This is a genomic window from Halorubrum zhoui, assembly GCF_051194155.1.
GTDB lineage: Archaea > Halobacteriota > Halobacteria > Halobacteriales > Haloferacaceae > Halorubrum.
The window spans coordinates 47,508-62,190 of sequence record NZ_JBLZNJ010000004.1; the positions used below are offsets into that span (position 1 = coordinate 47,508).

Genomic DNA, 14,683 nt, shown 5'->3' on the forward strand with positions numbered 1-14,683 from the left:
GGAGATCAGATAGGTCTGAGGATCGGGGGTTACGTTTGTACCAATTCAGATGCCTCTGTGAGTACGCCTCGACCATCTCGAGCAAAAACTGACCGTAATTGTGTTTAGAGTCGGAAAGCGACTCGCTACACATCTCTCGTACCCATTCATTCGTCTCAACGACGACATCGAACTCAAACCCGACTTATCAAATGCCGGATACCCACGACACGAGGTCTGATCGCGAAAGAGCTCGCTCCAGTTTCATTTAATCATCCGAGGACGCTCCGGAACGCATCGGCGAGCAGGTTGATGTTCTGTGTCAACCATCTCATGAAGTCCCTCTCTTCGTTCTCTCATACCGAGCGGAGGTCGTGTCTTTGGTCCCTGAGACATTACGATCCATAGACCTGCTTCCAAGGGGCTTTGACCACCTGTTGTAAGCTGTGTGCTTGGAGTGTAGTCTCTTGAGGTTCATTTGCTGGACGCACCCCCCTCCCCCCCTGTATCCGGTGTCTCTAGTACTATTCAGATAAGTAAATTTTATTTAGAGTATGGATTGTTCTTGCGGCTGGTTTTATAAATATGTCAGTGCTAATTCGTTATAATGCCTTCACAAGCAGTCAGAGACTGGCTCTCATATTTTGAGACAATCGCCGATGCGATAGGGTTGTCAACTTCTATTACTCCCACTAATATTTTTCATATCGAAACAGAAACATCACCGCCAGCAGTTGGAAAAGTACGTTTGTCTGTTGAAACCAATCGGAACAACGACTCAATCTGGCAACGATTTGATCAAGAAGTGGACCGTATGGATGACAGTCCGGACGGCGTGACGTTTGCAGTCCAACTAGATATCAAAGATCGAGACGAATTTGAACTCAATCAAGACCATTTTATTTTCTTACCGCAGACTCTCCTCGAAACAGAAACAAATCAAAGCGGTGATCTCAAGATATCAAGCAACAGCTTCGGAGAGTATGGCTCTCCATTCCAAGACTATGCAGATGACTGGAATATTATTTTTGAATACTTAACAAACGAAACGTATGATGACGATCTTGAAACGATACTCGCACCATCACAAGAATCTACGCCAGTCCTAGAATCTACTACAGAAACAGCACCATACTATTGGGTGAACCAGGGCAAAGAGGAGATTGAAGAAGAGTACCTTCGCTCGCCGACTGATGACTTATTCCAGTACGATTTGCCAAAACTCGACGTTGGTGACAAAGTGTTCAGTTACAATAACGGTGCAGTCGTTGGGTACCACAAAGTCACTGAACCAGCTCGAATCATCACCAGCGACGGTGAAGACAACGAGCAAGACCACTACCGCGTCGAAACCGAATTCACAGAATTTCCGGAATCGCTTACATTCGCAGGTATATTTCAAAAGCTTTGGGAATATCGCCTCGAACAATATTATCCCGTGAACGCGGCCGGGATCAACCAGCAGTACCTATATAATCTCAGTGAAGCTGCCGGCAAATACCTACTAAGAAAGGGAACAGGTTACCAGATTGAGCCAGATGTCGACCACCCAATCCTCACATATCTTGATACTCATAGCGAAGCTACAGTACACAAATTCACTGCCCCTCCGGATTACTGGCACGCAGTATTAGAGTACCGTTCACTTCTCGTGGAGGACAGCCACAGCGACCAATTAGAAAACGTTGTTCCTGGCGATGTTGCTATCCTCCACTCCCAGCAATCCCCGACAAACACAGCGCTTGATGAGCAACCCGGTGTTGTGTTTGGTGCCGGCGTATTTGGATCCACGTATCAGAAGACGCAGCCATGGCTCGAAGAGGCACACGACACCGAAAAGACGTTCTCAAACGCTATCGAATTCGACCAACTGTTCGTGACGAGTGATCTGGAGTCACTTAATCTAGCTACTAATGTGCGAGCAATAAGCCACGCTGAGCTAAATGATGAGCTTACTGCGTTGACTAGACACGGCATACCGATCGACCGTGTTCAACAGCTCTGTCACAGCGCAACAGGCAAGGGCTTTCCTACGCAGGGCGTGTTCCTCACCTTCCGGCATGATGATGGAACACAAGACCTTGATCGCCCACGCATTATCATTTCAGCGTTAGCACCGAACCTCACAGAACTCCCGCCGATCAACCACGAGAAACCGTTTACCGGGTCACTCCCGGCCGAAGAGCTACTTGAGACGTTGTACTTTCCAGATAATATTGGGAAGACGATCATCGAACAAATTGAAGCCGCTCTCCTCGCTGGCGACCACATCATTCTAACTGGTCCGCCTGGTACTGGGAAGACAGAGATCGCAGAACGCGTTGCCACGTATCTGACCGATGCGTACCCACACTTGTACTCTGGATCTGAACTCACTACAGCGACCGCTGATTGGTCCACATTCGACACTGTTGGCGGGTACATGCCAGCCGAAACCAGTGGCAACAAGCCAGACGCTGATCTTGTATTTACGCCTGGCATTATTCTCAATCGGCTAAAAAATACCCAGACTGGCATTCAATCGAACGAGCCTGTCATCATCGACGAATTGAATCGCGCCGATATCGACAAAGCCTTCGGCCAATTGTTCACGCTGCTCTCCGGACAATCTGTCCAGCTCCCGTTCACACGAAACAATCGCGAAATCGAACTCCTCACAACCGAAGAGCTTGACGGCCCACCCGCTGCACACCAGTACGTCGTTCCCGACTCATGGCGGATCTTCGCCACGATGAATACGTATGATAAGACCTCGCTGTACGAGATGAGCTACGCTTTCATGCGGCGTTTCGCGTTCATCCCCATCCCCGCTCCCGAATTTGCCACCGATGACGGCGACGCCGCACATAACGAGCTGTCAATAAAAATGGATGCCTACATCGACGTTTGGGACGGGCTTGACCCGAGCGATGAAGAACGCGACGCGATCGGACTCGTTTGGAAACAGACGAATCAAGCTGTTGACGATCGGTCGATCGGTCCTGCGATCGCCCGCGACATGCTCGCGTACGTCACGAACCGTCACAGGACCGCAGCAGACGACCTGTCAGAATGCGTCACTGAGGCCGTTATCAGTTATATTTTTCCGCAGCTCGAGGGCGTCCCAGAACGCAAGCAAATCATCACACACATCGCAGCGGTCAACGCAACCGACACCGACACGCTCAGAACTGCTGCGAGCGACATGCTTCAAGTCAGGATCGACACTGAGACTGAGTCATGAACCGTGAAGAGCTCATTGAGGGGCTGACCGAGGACATTCTCGCGTATGTGATGAATGGCGGCTTTCCACAGCGAGAGCTTGCAGACTCACTGAAGTTCGACGCCTTAGATGAGCGATTCGAAGAGTATGAACTATTGCTTGATCTGCACTTCATTCTCAAACCGGAGGTCGTCGAGTTTGTGGAGTCGTTGTCAAAGCGCCTGCGGAGTATTCGGACTGAGACGAAGACAGTCGCCAAGACGCAGCGAGGGGGGATAGATGGGCACATCAACTGGGGGTCGACAGTAAAGACTCGCTATGCGACGAATCCACGAGATCGGTCGTTGTTCGTCACTGAAAACCGGTCTGAAGACTACGACATTCCTGAGAATCTGGTGTTGAAGAAACTGCTCGCGGTTATTTATACGACCCTGCGAGATGCTGCAGAGTACCTCAAAGGCAACTACGAATGGGTCACAAATAGCTGGCAGCAGAATCGAGAGCTCATCGACGAGGTACAACGCGTAGTTGACCGTAATGTCCACGTGCGTCGTATTCGTGACCCTGAGTCATACGAGCCTACAGAGCGTATGCTCACCACAGCAGAGCACGCACGACAAGAGATCTACCGAGATGCTGCTGCGCTACTACGCACCCGCCAGCGGCTCCATAACGGTCATCCTAACGAACTACGCGACCTCCTCAACGAAACCGCGATTACGCCTGATGACCAAGCGAGATTGTTCGAACTGTACGTACTGTTTCGAGTTATTTCTACGCTCGAGACGCTCCAGAATACGCAACCCTTCTTCCAGACGATCAAAAGCGGTCGGCAGGAAGTCGCGCGTATCGACGGCGAGCAAGAGGTTGTCGTGTACCATGATACATCTGCGAGCGACCGTGGCCTCTCATTTCACACAGAAGCAGCTCCCGATGAGCGCACCCTGACACGGGCAGAACAGGTACAGAAGACCGCCCACTCGGTTGCGAGCAACTACTTCGATAAAGAGTTCCAGAATCACACCGGTCGTCCTGACGTCATCGTCTTAGAGGTCAAAACGGAGGAACCACTACAATACGAGTATCTCATCGCCGAGGTCAAACACAGCACCAGAGAAGAGACGATCCGAACCGGCATCAAAGAAACACTGGAGTATCTCGCATTTCTGCGCGTGAATGAGGAGTACGTCTTTGGAACCGATACCGAAGACACGACTGCGTACTTCGGCAGTGGGTGGAATGGGCTCTTGATCGTCCAGGATCTCGATCGAGCGACTCCCACAGTGTCAGCACAGGCTGACGAGCCGATTACGATCATTCAGGCGCGTAATCTGGATGAAGATCTCAAACAGGTTCTTGCAAGTATGCTAGAGTGAGCGGGGGGTGTCACTACCCACATGTGGGGTCGCGAGTCGCATACAGCGACACGAGCTCATCGGCAGATGCGTCCTCCCGGCTTATCTTGTGATACGCAGGTGCACAGCAAACGCTCTCTCACCCCACTGTGTCCAGTGTCCTCGGTGGTCAAGTACAACCAACGGTCCGTGTCTCACGGGTCGAATCAGCGATCGGCTCACGGGCGACACTATCGCTGGAGATCCTCACAAAAGACACTGGACACAGTGGGAGGAGGGTATGACGGAGGGTCTCTCCCCGTCTTCATGCCTCGTGCGACGATGTCGGCCGAGACGTCGTCGGCGGCCTTCTTCGCTCGTCCGTCCTCGATTGTGATCAAGAGTCGATACCGATGATCGCCCGCCCGGACCTGGCGGTGGTGCTGCGGTCGTGGGTCGGTATCGTGAAACGAGGGTTGCAGTCGAGTATCGTGATGGTTGCTGGACGCACCCCCGTCTGCAGGACACGAAGACATGTCGGACGCGGGGGTGTGCATGTGTATTCCGTCGCGATCCCAAGGAAAGTCGGCACACGAACGATTACGATAGGCGGAGTCAGCGTGAGCGCATAGAGCAGCGGCGAACGTTCCTCGACGATATATGAGAATATGATATTCTGGTATTTGATTATTCAGAATATTTTTACTTTCGGCTGCACGACTAACCGTCATGACTGCCTTCGTGAATCGGTCGGAGGAACTCGCCCGTCTACACGATCTCTTCGAATCGGACCGTGCCGAGCTCGGCGTCGTGTACGGTCGGCGGCGGCTCGGAAAAACGCGGCTCGTGAAGAAGGCGCTCGAAGGCATCGAAGACGCGATCTTCTATCAAGCACGGCAAAAGACCGCCGAGCTCCAGATCGAGCAGTTTGTCGAGGCGGCGAGCGACTCGTTCCCGGGTATCGAGGATATCCGCCTCGACTGGGAACCGTTGCTCACGTACCTCGGCAAGCGTGACGCGACCGTCGTCCTCGACGAGTTTCCGTATCTGATCGAGCAGGACGAGAGTCTCCCGTCCGTACTACAGGCACTGTTCGACCACGAGTTCGACTCCTCGAGTACCACGTTCGTCCTCGTGGGATCGTCGATCAGCATGATGGAGGAGGCGACGCTCCTCGGTGACAGCCCCCTGTACGGACGGACCTCGATGAAACTCGACATCCGCCAGCTCCCGTTCGAGTACGTCTCGGCGTTTCTCTCGGACGAGGCGTCAGCAGACGATATCGTGCGTGCGTGGAGCGTGTTCGGCGGCGTTCCGTACTACCTTGAGGAACTGGACGATTACCGCTCACTCGGCGACAACGTCCAGCAGTTGGTCCTCAGCCGTCATGGCTCACTTCGAACCGAGCCGGAGTATGTTCTCAGGATGGAGCTGACGGAGCCGACCCGGTACTTTTCGATCCTCGAAGCGATCGCCGGCGGAGCGACCAGCCGCAACGAGATCGCCGGCACGACTGGAATCGAGTACAACCAGCTGTCGATGTACCTCGACCGGCTCTCGCGACTACGCCTCATCGAACGACACGTTCCCGTCACTGAGAAGCCCGAACGCTCCAAACGCAGCCAGTACCGGCTCCGAGACCCATTCTTCCGGTTCTGGTTCCGGTTCCTGTACGGAAGCACGGATCGGTACGACCAGTTCGGTGAGAACGCGTACGAGCGGCTGGTCGAACCGGAGATGGCCGACTTTATCGCGCCGGCGTTCGAGGCCCTCTGTTGTCGGAGCCTGTGGACGCTATACGACGAGACCCCGCTCGTCGACGTCGGACAGTGGTGGTATCAGGACCACGAGATCGATGTCGTCGGTCTTACTGACGCGGAGGCGCTCGTCGTCGGCGAGTGCAAGTACCGCTCGTCACGTACCGGCCACGACGCGCTCCGGTCACTGGAGTCGCACGTCGAAGAGCTCCGGTGGACGCCGCCAAGTGGTGGGTCCCGGCACATCGAGTACGCGCTGTTCTCACGCGCCGGCTTCACCGAGAGCATCCGTGATACTGTTGCCGAGCGCGGGAATGTTCGACTCTTCGAACTCAAGGACATCGTCGACGCGCTCCGGGAGTAGCCGACGCCGCGTGAGCTACTCGCGTGACTGTTCGAAGGAACGCCTGTAGAGACTGCGCTCCCTGTGGATACGCCTGTGTCTGCAAAGCGCGTTTGTCGAGGGAACCTCGACAGGCTGTCAGACGCAGTCTGACAACGTCGTGGAAGCAGGAAGCCTCATCACCAGAACCGAAGGTGCTGATTAGCAGTCAGAAGCTCCGCTTCTGACGACACCCTCAAGGAAGCGATGGTAGCCGCTGAGTAGGGTGGGTAGTTCACCGGAGCTGACAGGTGATTCGGTAGACCCGAACGATTACCGACGTTCGACGCGTTCGCACACACAAGGCCACCGAAGAGGGAGCGGAAACGACATCACCGCTTGACGACGTGATGGCGGACATCCGGCGGGAGCTGGCTCGACGGGTCGCAGCGGACGACCGCAGTTCGAATCGGGACGTCTACGACGCTCTCGAAGACGAATAGCGCTGTTGTGAGAAAATAGTTGTCTATGGATGTGCATCGGCATGAAGCAACACAGGGCGCGACGGGATCCACGCGAGCGTAGCGAGCGTGGGTCAGTCGCGCCCGTGACTGAGCGAAGCGAAGGAACGGGCGCGACGGGATTTGAACCCGCGGCATCTTGGTCCGGAACCAAGTGCTCTGTCCGCTGAGCTACGCGCCCTCGGCGGCAGTACTGGTGGCGGCTGTTTAACGCTTCTGAACGGGGGCAACCGGTCACCCCCCCTCCGCGTCCGGCTCGAAGAGCCCATCGACGAGCGTCTCGATGAGCCGAGATTCGACGTCCTCGTACGCAGAGACGTGGAGTGCGTCGATGGGCGAGTCGTTCGCGCGGGTGACGAACACGAGCGACCGAACCAACCCGCTGATGAGGTCGGGGTCGTCGTATCGGAACGCGTCCATCGCGGCCCACCGCTCGGCGTACGGGAGGTCGGTCTCGTGGGCCTCGGAGCCGATCGACTGTCGCTCCGACTCGGAGAGCTGGTCGGTGAGGAGGTGGAGTTCGCCGTCGACGATCAGCCGCGAGGCGAGTGGGTTCGACCGGACCTCGGTGAACATCGTCCGGAGCATGGTCGCGACTTCGTCGCGCGGGGAGTCGGCGTCGGAGACGGCCGCGTCGACGCGGGTCTCGAGCTCTTCGCGTTCGGCTCTGAGCACCGCGGCGTACAGCGCCGCCTTCGAGTCGAAGAACTGGTAGAAGGTGCTCGTGCCGATCCCAACCGCGTCGGTGACGTCTTTCACCCGCGTCCGTTCGAAGCCGAAGCGCGCGAACAGCTCGCGCCCCTCGACGACGAGGTCCGATCGGATTCGCTCTCTGTCGCCCGGTGAGAACCGGCTCATGACGGCGACACACCGGCGGTCGTGGCTGCTCGCGCGACGCTCATCGTGCACGCTGTGTGACCCACGAATAAAAACGTGTTTCGTTCTCGGGCGCCGCGAACGCCACCGAGCGGCACGACTACCGCCCCGTCGCGTTTATTCATGCGGCAGCCGAACGATCGGCGTGACATCCGACGTGGCCACGATTCGGCCGGTCGAGCGTGCCGACCTCCTCGCGGTGGTGCGCATCGAGCGGGCGTGCTTCGACGACCCCTGGCCGTACGACGCCTTCGAGCGGCTGCTCGATGCGCCGGCGTTTCTCGTCGCCGAGCGCGGCGAGGCGGTCTGCGGCTACGTCGTCGCCGACGTCACCCCGAATGCCGGCCGCGACATCGGCCACATCAAGGACCTCGCCGTGCGGCCGGACGCCCGGGGTCGTGGGCTCGGGCGACGACTCCTGCGTGCCGGCCTCACCCGACTGTGTGCACACGGGGCCGCGGTCGCGAAACTCGAAGTTCGCGAGGGCAACGCGGTCGCACGGTCGTTGTACGCCTCCGAGGGCTTCGAGCCGATCAGGCGGGCGCGTCGGTACTACCGCGACGGCGAGGACGCGCTCGTGCTCGCCGTCGACCTCGGGACGTGGGCGAGCGATTCGGCGGTTGACAAGGCTTAGTGTTCGCGGCGTCCAGGGATACGTATGAGTTCGGTTCCCGAGCGGTCCGAGATCGACGAGGCAAATAAGTGGGACCTCCAGAGCGTCTACGCCGACGACGAGGCGTGGGAGGCGGCCTACGCCGACGTCGAAGAGCGGATCGACGAGCTGCGGGCGTACGAGGGACGCGTGACCGACGACGCCGAGACGCTGCTCGAACTGCTCGAGCTTCGTGAAGCGGTGTTCCGGGACCTTTCACAGGTCGCCGTGTACGCGCGGCTCCGCAGCGCCGAGGACACCCGCAATCAGACGTATCAGGCGATGTCGGCGAAGGCGTCGTCGCTCCAGTCGACGGCCTCGAGCGCCATCTCGTACCTACGGCCGGCACTGCAGTCGCTGACCGAGTCACAGGTCGCGGCGTTCAAATCGGACGCCCCCGGACTCACCGAGTACGACCACTACCTCGACGACGTGTTGCGGACGAAACCGCACACGCGGTCGGCCGCCGTCGAGGAGGTCCTCGCAGACCTCTCGGAGGTCACGAGCGCGCCCAGTGACATCTACTCAATGCTGACGAACGCCGACATGAGTTACGGTGTCGTCGAAGGCCCCGAAGGCGACGACGTCGAGATCACCCAGGCGAACTTCACCAAGCTCCAGACGAACCCGGACCGCGCGTTCCGCGAGCGGGTGCACGAGACGTTTTACGACGAGTGGGCTGGCGTGCGGAACACGGTCGGAACCGCCCTCGAGAAGGCGGTTCGCGAACACGTCGCGAGCGCGGAGATCCGCGACTACGAGAGCGCCCGAGCGGCCGCACTCGACGGACCGAACGTCCCGGTGGCCGTGTACGACACCCTCGTCGAGACCGTCGACGACAACCTCGACGTCCTCCACCGGCACGCGGAGCTGAAACGGGCCGCGCTCGACGTCGACACGCTCCGGAGCCACGACCTCTACATGTCGCTGACCGGCGACCAGGGCCCGGACGTCTCCTACGAGCAGGCGGTCGAGTGGGTGGTAGACGCGGTCGAGCCGCTGGGCGAGGCGTACCAGTCGCGGATGGCGGCGGGACTCGACTCCCGGTGGGTCGACGTGTACGAGAACCGCGGAAAGCGTTCGGGGGCGTTCTCGTCGGGCACCTACGACACCCAGCCGTTCATCATGATGAACTACCAGGACGACGTGGCCTCGATGTACACCCTGGCCCACGAGCTCGGTCACTCGATGCACTCGGAGCTGGCCGCGGACGCCCAGCCGTGGCACGACGCGAGCTACGAGATCTTCGTCGCGGAGATCGCCTCGACGGTGAACGAGACGCTGCTCACCCACCACCTGCTCGAGACGGTCGACGACGAGACGCTCCGGACCCACGTGCTCGACGAGTACCTCGAGCGGTTCCGGTCGACGTTGTTCCGCCAGACGATGTTCGCGACGTTCGAACAACAGATCCACGAGCGCGTCGAAGACGGCGGGGCGTTGCCCCCAGACGCACTCGACGAGATGTACGCCGAGCTGAAGGGCACGTACTACGAGCCAGCCGAGCTGGGCGGGGGGGTCGAGCGCGAGTGGCAGCGTATCCCACATTTTTACTACAATTTCTACGTCTACCAGTACGCGACCGGGATCTCCGCGGCGGCGGCGATCGTCGACCGGATCCTTACCGAAGGAGAGCCGGCCGCCGCCGACTATCGCGAGATGCTGGCTGCGGGCGGTGCCGACTACCCGCTCGCGGTCGTCGAGCGCGCCGGCATCAACATGGCGAGCCCCGAGCCGATCGAGTCGGCGGTGGGCACCTACGAGACGTACCTCGAGGAGATCGCAACGCTACTCGACCTCGCGTAGGCAGATGCCTGCCGCTGGCCGGTCTCACCGGTGTGCGGCGTACGCGTAGCTGTCGTCGCCGGCGGTGGGACGGCGGTCGTCGAGGGTGATCCGCCAGCCGTCGAGTCGGGAGGCGTCCTTGAGTGCGAGCGCGAGGACGTGACGAACGTCGGTGACGTCGACACCGTAGTAGTCGGCTGGAACCCCGCGGAGGTACTGTAACGCCGTGGTGAACAGCGACCGCATACCGTCGTCGTCGAGAAAGTCGACGTGTTTGTACGCGCCGGCGGCAACCTGGACCATCCCGTGGAGGAAGGCGCTCTCGGTCGAGCCGCGGCCGTAGTTGTACCACTCGTCTTCGAAACAGTCGTGTGACTCGTGGTACGCGCCGTCGTTGTACAGCCGAACGCCGTGGACCACCGCCCGCCGGAGCGTCCCGTGTTCCCACCCGTTGGAGGCCACCCGGCCGGGGCACCACCCGGTCGGGGCACCGGCCGTCGGGGGCGCGACGTCGGGATCGCGGGTGTGCTCGTCCATACGGTCCGTCTCGCTCGCGACGTGCTAACGGTTTCGCCGGCCCGTCCACGATACGCCGCGGTTCGATACCCGAAGACGTAGAACACACGCAATTTTCATACCGGCGACCGACGTATCATAGCGCATGTTCGATTCGATCGAGACGCCGTGTGCGAGGATGGACGACGGCGAAAAGCGCAAGCTCGGGTCGCTGCTCGTGGTCGGGCAGGGGCTGCTCACCGCGCTCGCGCCGTCGCTGTCGGTTCGACTCATAAAGACGATGCTGTCGAAGAACTTCGAGAACGCGGGCGATCTCGAGGCCACACCCGAGTACCGCCGGCAGCTGCGCGCGATCGGTATCGGGACGGCCGCGGCGGGGATCGCCGGGTACGCGATGGAGACCGTCGCGGGGCGGGCCGACGAAGCGGTCGTCGAGGACACAGCCGACGACGAGACGGTCGACGCGTCGGCGTGAGCGACCGACGACCGAAGCGAAACCGGTGGATTGAATCCCTCCGGGTGAGTATCGCGGTCTGCGTGCGAGGGTAGCCAAGCCCGGAAACGGCGGCGGACTCAAGATCCGCTCCTGTAGAGGTCCGTGGGTTCAAATCCCTCCCCTCGCATGAGCGCGTCCACAACGCGCAAATGCAGAAGACGCTCTCGGAGCGCTCTTCCCTCGCAACACACTGCTGCTCTCACACGCCAACAGCCACGCCTCAAACCGACGATCGTGGAGGGCCGTGCCGTCGTGAAAAAGTGCCCGATCGATCGGCGCCAACAGCATTATGCTTGCAGAACCACTATTCGTATGTACACAGTGTCAATTCACCATCCCTCCATCGGTGCGGTACCGCGGCCGAAGACGGTGCTCTTCTGCCCGGAGTGCGGCCACGAGAGCGGTCTCCACGGCGACTGGATCCTCGACGAAGACGCGGGTCGACCGACACGGATCTGTCCGGTCTGTGAGACGGCGCTCGGCACCCGACAGTAGCGACGAACGAGGCGACCGACCATCGTCACCGCCCGGTTCACACGAGGCCCGCGGTCGCCGCGTCCGACCACTCGAAACGTAACGAACGATCATTTTTCTCGGCGTCTGAGTCACCCCTCCGAAACGGTTTTGCCCGCCCCTCACACACGGTCGATATGCCAACGGATCCCGACACGGGGTACGATCCCTCGCTGGGTCGGAAGTTCATTTTCGTCACCGGTGGGGTCATGTCCGGACTAGGGAAGGGAATCACCGCCGCGAGCACCGGCCGACTGCTCGCGAACGCGGGGTTCGACGTCACCGCAGTGAAAGTCGACCCGTACCTCAACGTCGACGCCGGGACGATGAACCCGTACGAACACGGCGAGGTGTACGTGTTGAAAGACGGCGGCGAGGTCGACTTGGACCTCGGCAACTACGAGCGGTTCCTCGGAACCGACATGACGTTCGACCACAACGTCACCACCGGCAAGACCTATCAACACGTCATCGAACGCGAGCGCGCTGGCGACTACCTCGGCAAGACCGTCCAGATCATCCCGCACGTCACCGACGACATCAAACGCCGCATTCGTGAGGCAGCAGACGGCAGCGACGTCTGCATCGTGGAGATTGGCGGCACGGTCGGCGACATCGAGTCGATGCCGTTCCTCGAGGCGCTCCGTCAGTTCGCACACGAGGAGGACGACGAGGACATCCTCTTCGCGCACGTCACGCTCGTGCCGTACTCGAAGAACGGCGAACAAAAGACGAAGCCGACTCAGCACTCAGTAAAGGAGCTCCGCTCGATCGGCCTCCAACCCGACATCCTCGTCGGGCGGTGTGAGACCGAACTCAAGCCCGAGACCAAAGAGAAGATTGCCCTGTTTTGTGACGTTCCGACGGACGCCGTCTTCTCGAATCCGGACGTCGAGGACATCTACCACGTGCCGCTGGTGGTCGAATCGGAGGGGCTCGACGAGTACGTGATGGGGCGGTTCGAGCTGACCGACGAGGCCGTACCCAGCGCGGAGCGATCGACGGCGTGGCGCGACCTCGTCACCCGCGACCGTGACCAAGAGGTCGAGGTGGCACTCGTCGGCAAGTACGCCTTAGAGGACGCGTACATGTCGATCCACGAGGCGTTGAAACACGCCGGCATCCAGACGCAGACCGAAGTCGAGGTCCTCTGGGTCGACGCAGACGAGACCCGCGACCACCACGAGGAGCGGCTTCGGTCTGCCGACGCGGTCGTCGTCCCCGGCGGCTTCGGCTCGCGGGGGACCGACGGCAAAGTCGAAGCGGTGCGATACGCCCGCGAGAACGACGTCCCGTTTCTCGGGCTCTGTCTGGGCTTCCAGCTCGCGGTCGTCGAACACGCGCGCAACGTGCTCGGACTGGCGCGCGCGCACTCGGCCGAGCTCGACCCCGAGACGCCACACCCGGTCATCGACCTGCTCCCCGAGCAGTACGAGACCGAGGCGATGGGCGGAACGATGCGACTCGGCGCACACGAGACCGCGATCGAACCGGGGACGCTCGCGGCCGCGGTGTACGGTGCCGAGTCGTGTACGGAGCGACACCGCCACCGTTACGAGGTGAATCCCGAGTACATCGACGCGCTGTCGGCCGACGGGCTCGTCTTCTCGGGGCGTGCGGACAACCGAATGGAGATCCTCGAGCGCGAGGACCACCCGTTCTTCTTCGGCACGCAGGCGCACCCCGAGTTCCGGTCGCGACCGGACCGAGCGAGCCCCCCGTTCGTCGCTCTCGTCGAGGCGGCGCTCGGATCGACGGACACAACGGCACAGAACGCGGACGTGAGGTTGTAGATGGTCGAGACGGACGCGTTCATCGACGAGGCGGTCGCGGGGATTCGCGAGGAGATCGGCGACGCGGAGGCGGTGATCGCACTCTCTGGTGGGGTCGACTCCTCGGTCGCCGCCACCCTGGCGTACGAGGCGGTCGGCGACCAGCTCACGCCGGTGTACGTCGATACGGGACTGATGCGAAAAGGCGAGACCGACCAGGTTCGAGAGACGTTCTCGTTCATGGAGTCGCTCCGCGTCGTCGACGCCGCCGACCGGTTCTTCGACCGGTTGGCGGGCGTCACCGACCCCGAGGCGAAGCGACACGCCATCGGTGAGGGGTTCATCGACGAGTTCGAGACGGTCGCCCGCGAGGTCGACGCCGACTACCTCGTCCAGGGGACGATCTATCCCGACCGCATCGAGTCGGAGGGCAACATCAAATCTCACCACAACGTGGGTGGGCTGCCCGAGGTCGTCGACTTCGACGGGATCGTCGAGCCGGTTCGTGACCTGTACAAAGACGAGGTGCGCGAGGTGGCGCGCGCGCTCGACCTCGAGGCGGTCATCGCAGAGCGGATGCCGTTTCCCGGACCCGGGCTCGCGGTGCGCGTCGTCGGCGAGGTGACACCGGAGAAGGCGGCCGTCGCCCGCGAGGCGTGTCACGTCGTCGAAGACGAACTCGAGGCGTACGAGCCCTGGCAGGCGTTCGCCGCCGTGATCGGGAAGGCGACCGGGGTGAAAGGCGACAACCGGGTCCACGGCTGGGTGGTCGCGGTGCGCTCTGTCGAGAGCCGCGACGGGATGACGGCTCGCGCACAGGAGATCGACTGGAACACCCTCCAGCGGATCCAAAGCCGGATCACCGGCGAGAACGAAAACGTCGCCCGGGTGCTCTACGACGTCACACACAAGCCGCCGGCGACGATCGAATACGAGTGATGACGGAGACACACCACGA

Annotated in this window: 11 protein-coding genes and 2 tRNA genes; 10 read left to right on the forward strand and 3 right to left on the reverse strand. The window is 60.4% G+C overall.

Annotation, left to right across the window (positions count from 1 at the left end; genetic code table 11):
- Positions 1 to 586: 586 nt before the first annotated feature.
- The 3 genes from ACNTAO_RS07720 to ACNTAO_RS07730 all read left to right on the forward strand — a co-directional run bounded on the left by ACNTAO_RS07720 (position 587) and on the right by ACNTAO_RS07730 (position 6,636).
- Positions 587 to 3,202, forward strand: a complete 2,616-nt coding sequence (locus ACNTAO_RS07720; protein ID WP_435161410.1) for an AAA family ATPase — start codon at positions 587 to 589, stop codon at positions 3,200 to 3,202.
- Positions 3,199 to 4,557: a protein-tyrosine phosphatase family protein gene (locus ACNTAO_RS07725; protein WP_435161411.1), complete on the forward strand. Its 1,359-nt coding sequence runs from the start codon at positions 3,199 to 3,201 to the stop codon at positions 4,555 to 4,557. Before ACNTAO_RS07720 ends, ACNTAO_RS07725 begins: the two co-directional genes overlap by 4 nt.
- 687 nt (positions 4,558 to 5,244) lie before the next feature.
- Positions 5,245 to 6,636, forward strand: coding sequence for an ATP-binding protein (locus tag ACNTAO_RS07730; protein ID WP_435161412.1), 1,392 nt, complete (start codon positions 5,245 to 5,247; stop codon positions 6,634 to 6,636).
- Positions 6,637 to 7,223: 587 nt separating this feature from the next.
- On the opposite strand, the gene ACNTAO_RS07735 is transcribed toward ACNTAO_RS07730, so the two are convergent.
- Both ACNTAO_RS07735 and ACNTAO_RS07740 read right to left on the reverse strand, forming a co-directional pair.
- Positions 7,224 to 7,296 (reverse strand) — tRNA-Arg (locus tag ACNTAO_RS07735).
- Positions 7,297 to 7,349: 53 nt separating this feature from the next.
- Positions 7,350 to 7,973 (reverse strand): TetR/AcrR family transcriptional regulator, encoded by a 624-nt coding sequence (locus ACNTAO_RS07740; RefSeq protein ID WP_435161413.1) that lies wholly within the window; start codon positions 7,971 to 7,973, stop codon positions 7,350 to 7,352.
- 163 nt (positions 7,974 to 8,136) lie between these two features.
- Between ACNTAO_RS07740 and rimI the strand changes: the two genes are divergently transcribed.
- Positions 8,137 to 8,625, forward strand: a complete 489-nt coding sequence (gene rimI, locus ACNTAO_RS07745; RefSeq protein ID WP_435161414.1) for a ribosomal protein S18-alanine N-acetyltransferase — start codon at positions 8,137 to 8,139, stop codon at positions 8,623 to 8,625.
- Positions 8,626 to 8,649: 24 nt separating this feature from the next.
- Positions 8,650 to 10,449 carry an oligoendopeptidase F gene (gene pepF / locus ACNTAO_RS07750; protein WP_435161415.1) on the forward strand — a complete coding sequence of 600 codons (1,800 nt, stop codon included), beginning with the start codon at positions 8,650 to 8,652 and terminating at the stop codon, positions 10,447 to 10,449.
- A gap of 24 nt (positions 10,450 to 10,473) precedes the next feature.
- Here pepF and ACNTAO_RS07755 read toward each other — a convergent pair whose 3' ends face one another.
- The gene (locus ACNTAO_RS07755; RefSeq protein ID WP_435161416.1) at positions 10,474 to 10,965 is read right to left on the reverse strand and encodes a DUF309 domain-containing protein; all 492 of its coding nucleotides are present in this window, start codon (positions 10,963 to 10,965) and stop codon (positions 10,474 to 10,476) included.
- A gap of 124 nt (positions 10,966 to 11,089) precedes the next feature.
- Here ACNTAO_RS07755 and ACNTAO_RS07760 point away from each other — a divergent pair, with 124 nt between their 5' ends.
- The 5 genes from ACNTAO_RS07760 (at position 11,090) to guaA (ending at position 14,664) form a co-directional block, all read left to right on the forward strand.
- Entirely contained in the window at positions 11,090 to 11,419 is a 330-nt protein-coding gene (locus tag ACNTAO_RS07760) for a hypothetical protein (protein ID WP_435161417.1), read from the forward strand.
- Positions 11,420 to 11,483: 64 nt separating this feature from the next.
- Positions 11,484 to 11,567 (forward strand) — tRNA-Leu (locus tag ACNTAO_RS07765).
- A 194-nt stretch (positions 11,568 to 11,761) separates the two neighbouring features.
- Positions 11,762 to 11,935 (forward strand): DUF8106 domain-containing protein, encoded by a 174-nt coding sequence (locus ACNTAO_RS07770; protein ID WP_435161418.1) that lies wholly within the window; start codon positions 11,762 to 11,764, stop codon positions 11,933 to 11,935.
- 155 nt (positions 11,936 to 12,090) lie between these two features.
- Positions 12,091 to 13,746 (forward strand): CTP synthase, encoded by a 1,656-nt coding sequence (gene pyrG, locus ACNTAO_RS07775; protein WP_435161419.1) that lies wholly within the window; start codon positions 12,091 to 12,093, stop codon positions 13,744 to 13,746.
- Positions 13,747 to 14,664, forward strand: a complete 918-nt coding sequence (gene guaA, locus ACNTAO_RS07780) for a glutamine-hydrolyzing GMP synthase (protein WP_435161420.1) — start codon at positions 13,747 to 13,749, stop codon at positions 14,662 to 14,664.
- Positions 14,665 to 14,683: the final 19 nt, after the last annotated feature.

What these genes read in the sequence shown, in the direction of transcription:
- ACNTAO_RS07720 (WP_435161410.1), top strand. Translation starts at nt 587, where the DNA reads ATGCCTTCACAAGCAGTCAGAGACTGGCTCTCATATTTTGAGACAATC.
- ACNTAO_RS07725 (WP_435161411.1), top strand. Translation starts at nt 3,199, where the DNA reads ATGAACCGTGAAGAGCTCATTGAGGGGCTGACCGAGGACATTCTCGCG.
- ACNTAO_RS07730 (WP_435161412.1), top strand. Translation starts at nt 5,245, where the DNA reads ATGACTGCCTTCGTGAATCGGTCGGAGGAACTCGCCCGTCTACACGAT.
- ACNTAO_RS07740 (WP_435161413.1), bottom strand. Translation starts at nt 7,973, where the DNA reads ATGAGCCGGTTCTCACCGGGCGACAGAGAGCGAATCCGATCGGACCTC.
- pepF (WP_435161415.1), top strand. Translation starts at nt 8,650, where the DNA reads ATGAGTTCGGTTCCCGAGCGGTCCGAGATCGACGAGGCAAATAAGTGG.
- ACNTAO_RS07755 (WP_435161416.1), bottom strand. Translation starts at nt 10,965, where the DNA reads ATGGACGAGCACACCCGCGATCCCGACGTCGCGCCCCCGACGGCCGGT.
- ACNTAO_RS07760 (WP_435161417.1), top strand. Translation starts at nt 11,090, where the DNA reads ATGTTCGATTCGATCGAGACGCCGTGTGCGAGGATGGACGACGGCGAA.
- pyrG (WP_435161419.1), top strand. Translation starts at nt 12,091, where the DNA reads ATGCCAACGGATCCCGACACGGGGTACGATCCCTCGCTGGGTCGGAAG.
- guaA (WP_435161420.1), top strand. Translation starts at nt 13,747, where the DNA reads ATGGTCGAGACGGACGCGTTCATCGACGAGGCGGTCGCGGGGATTCGC.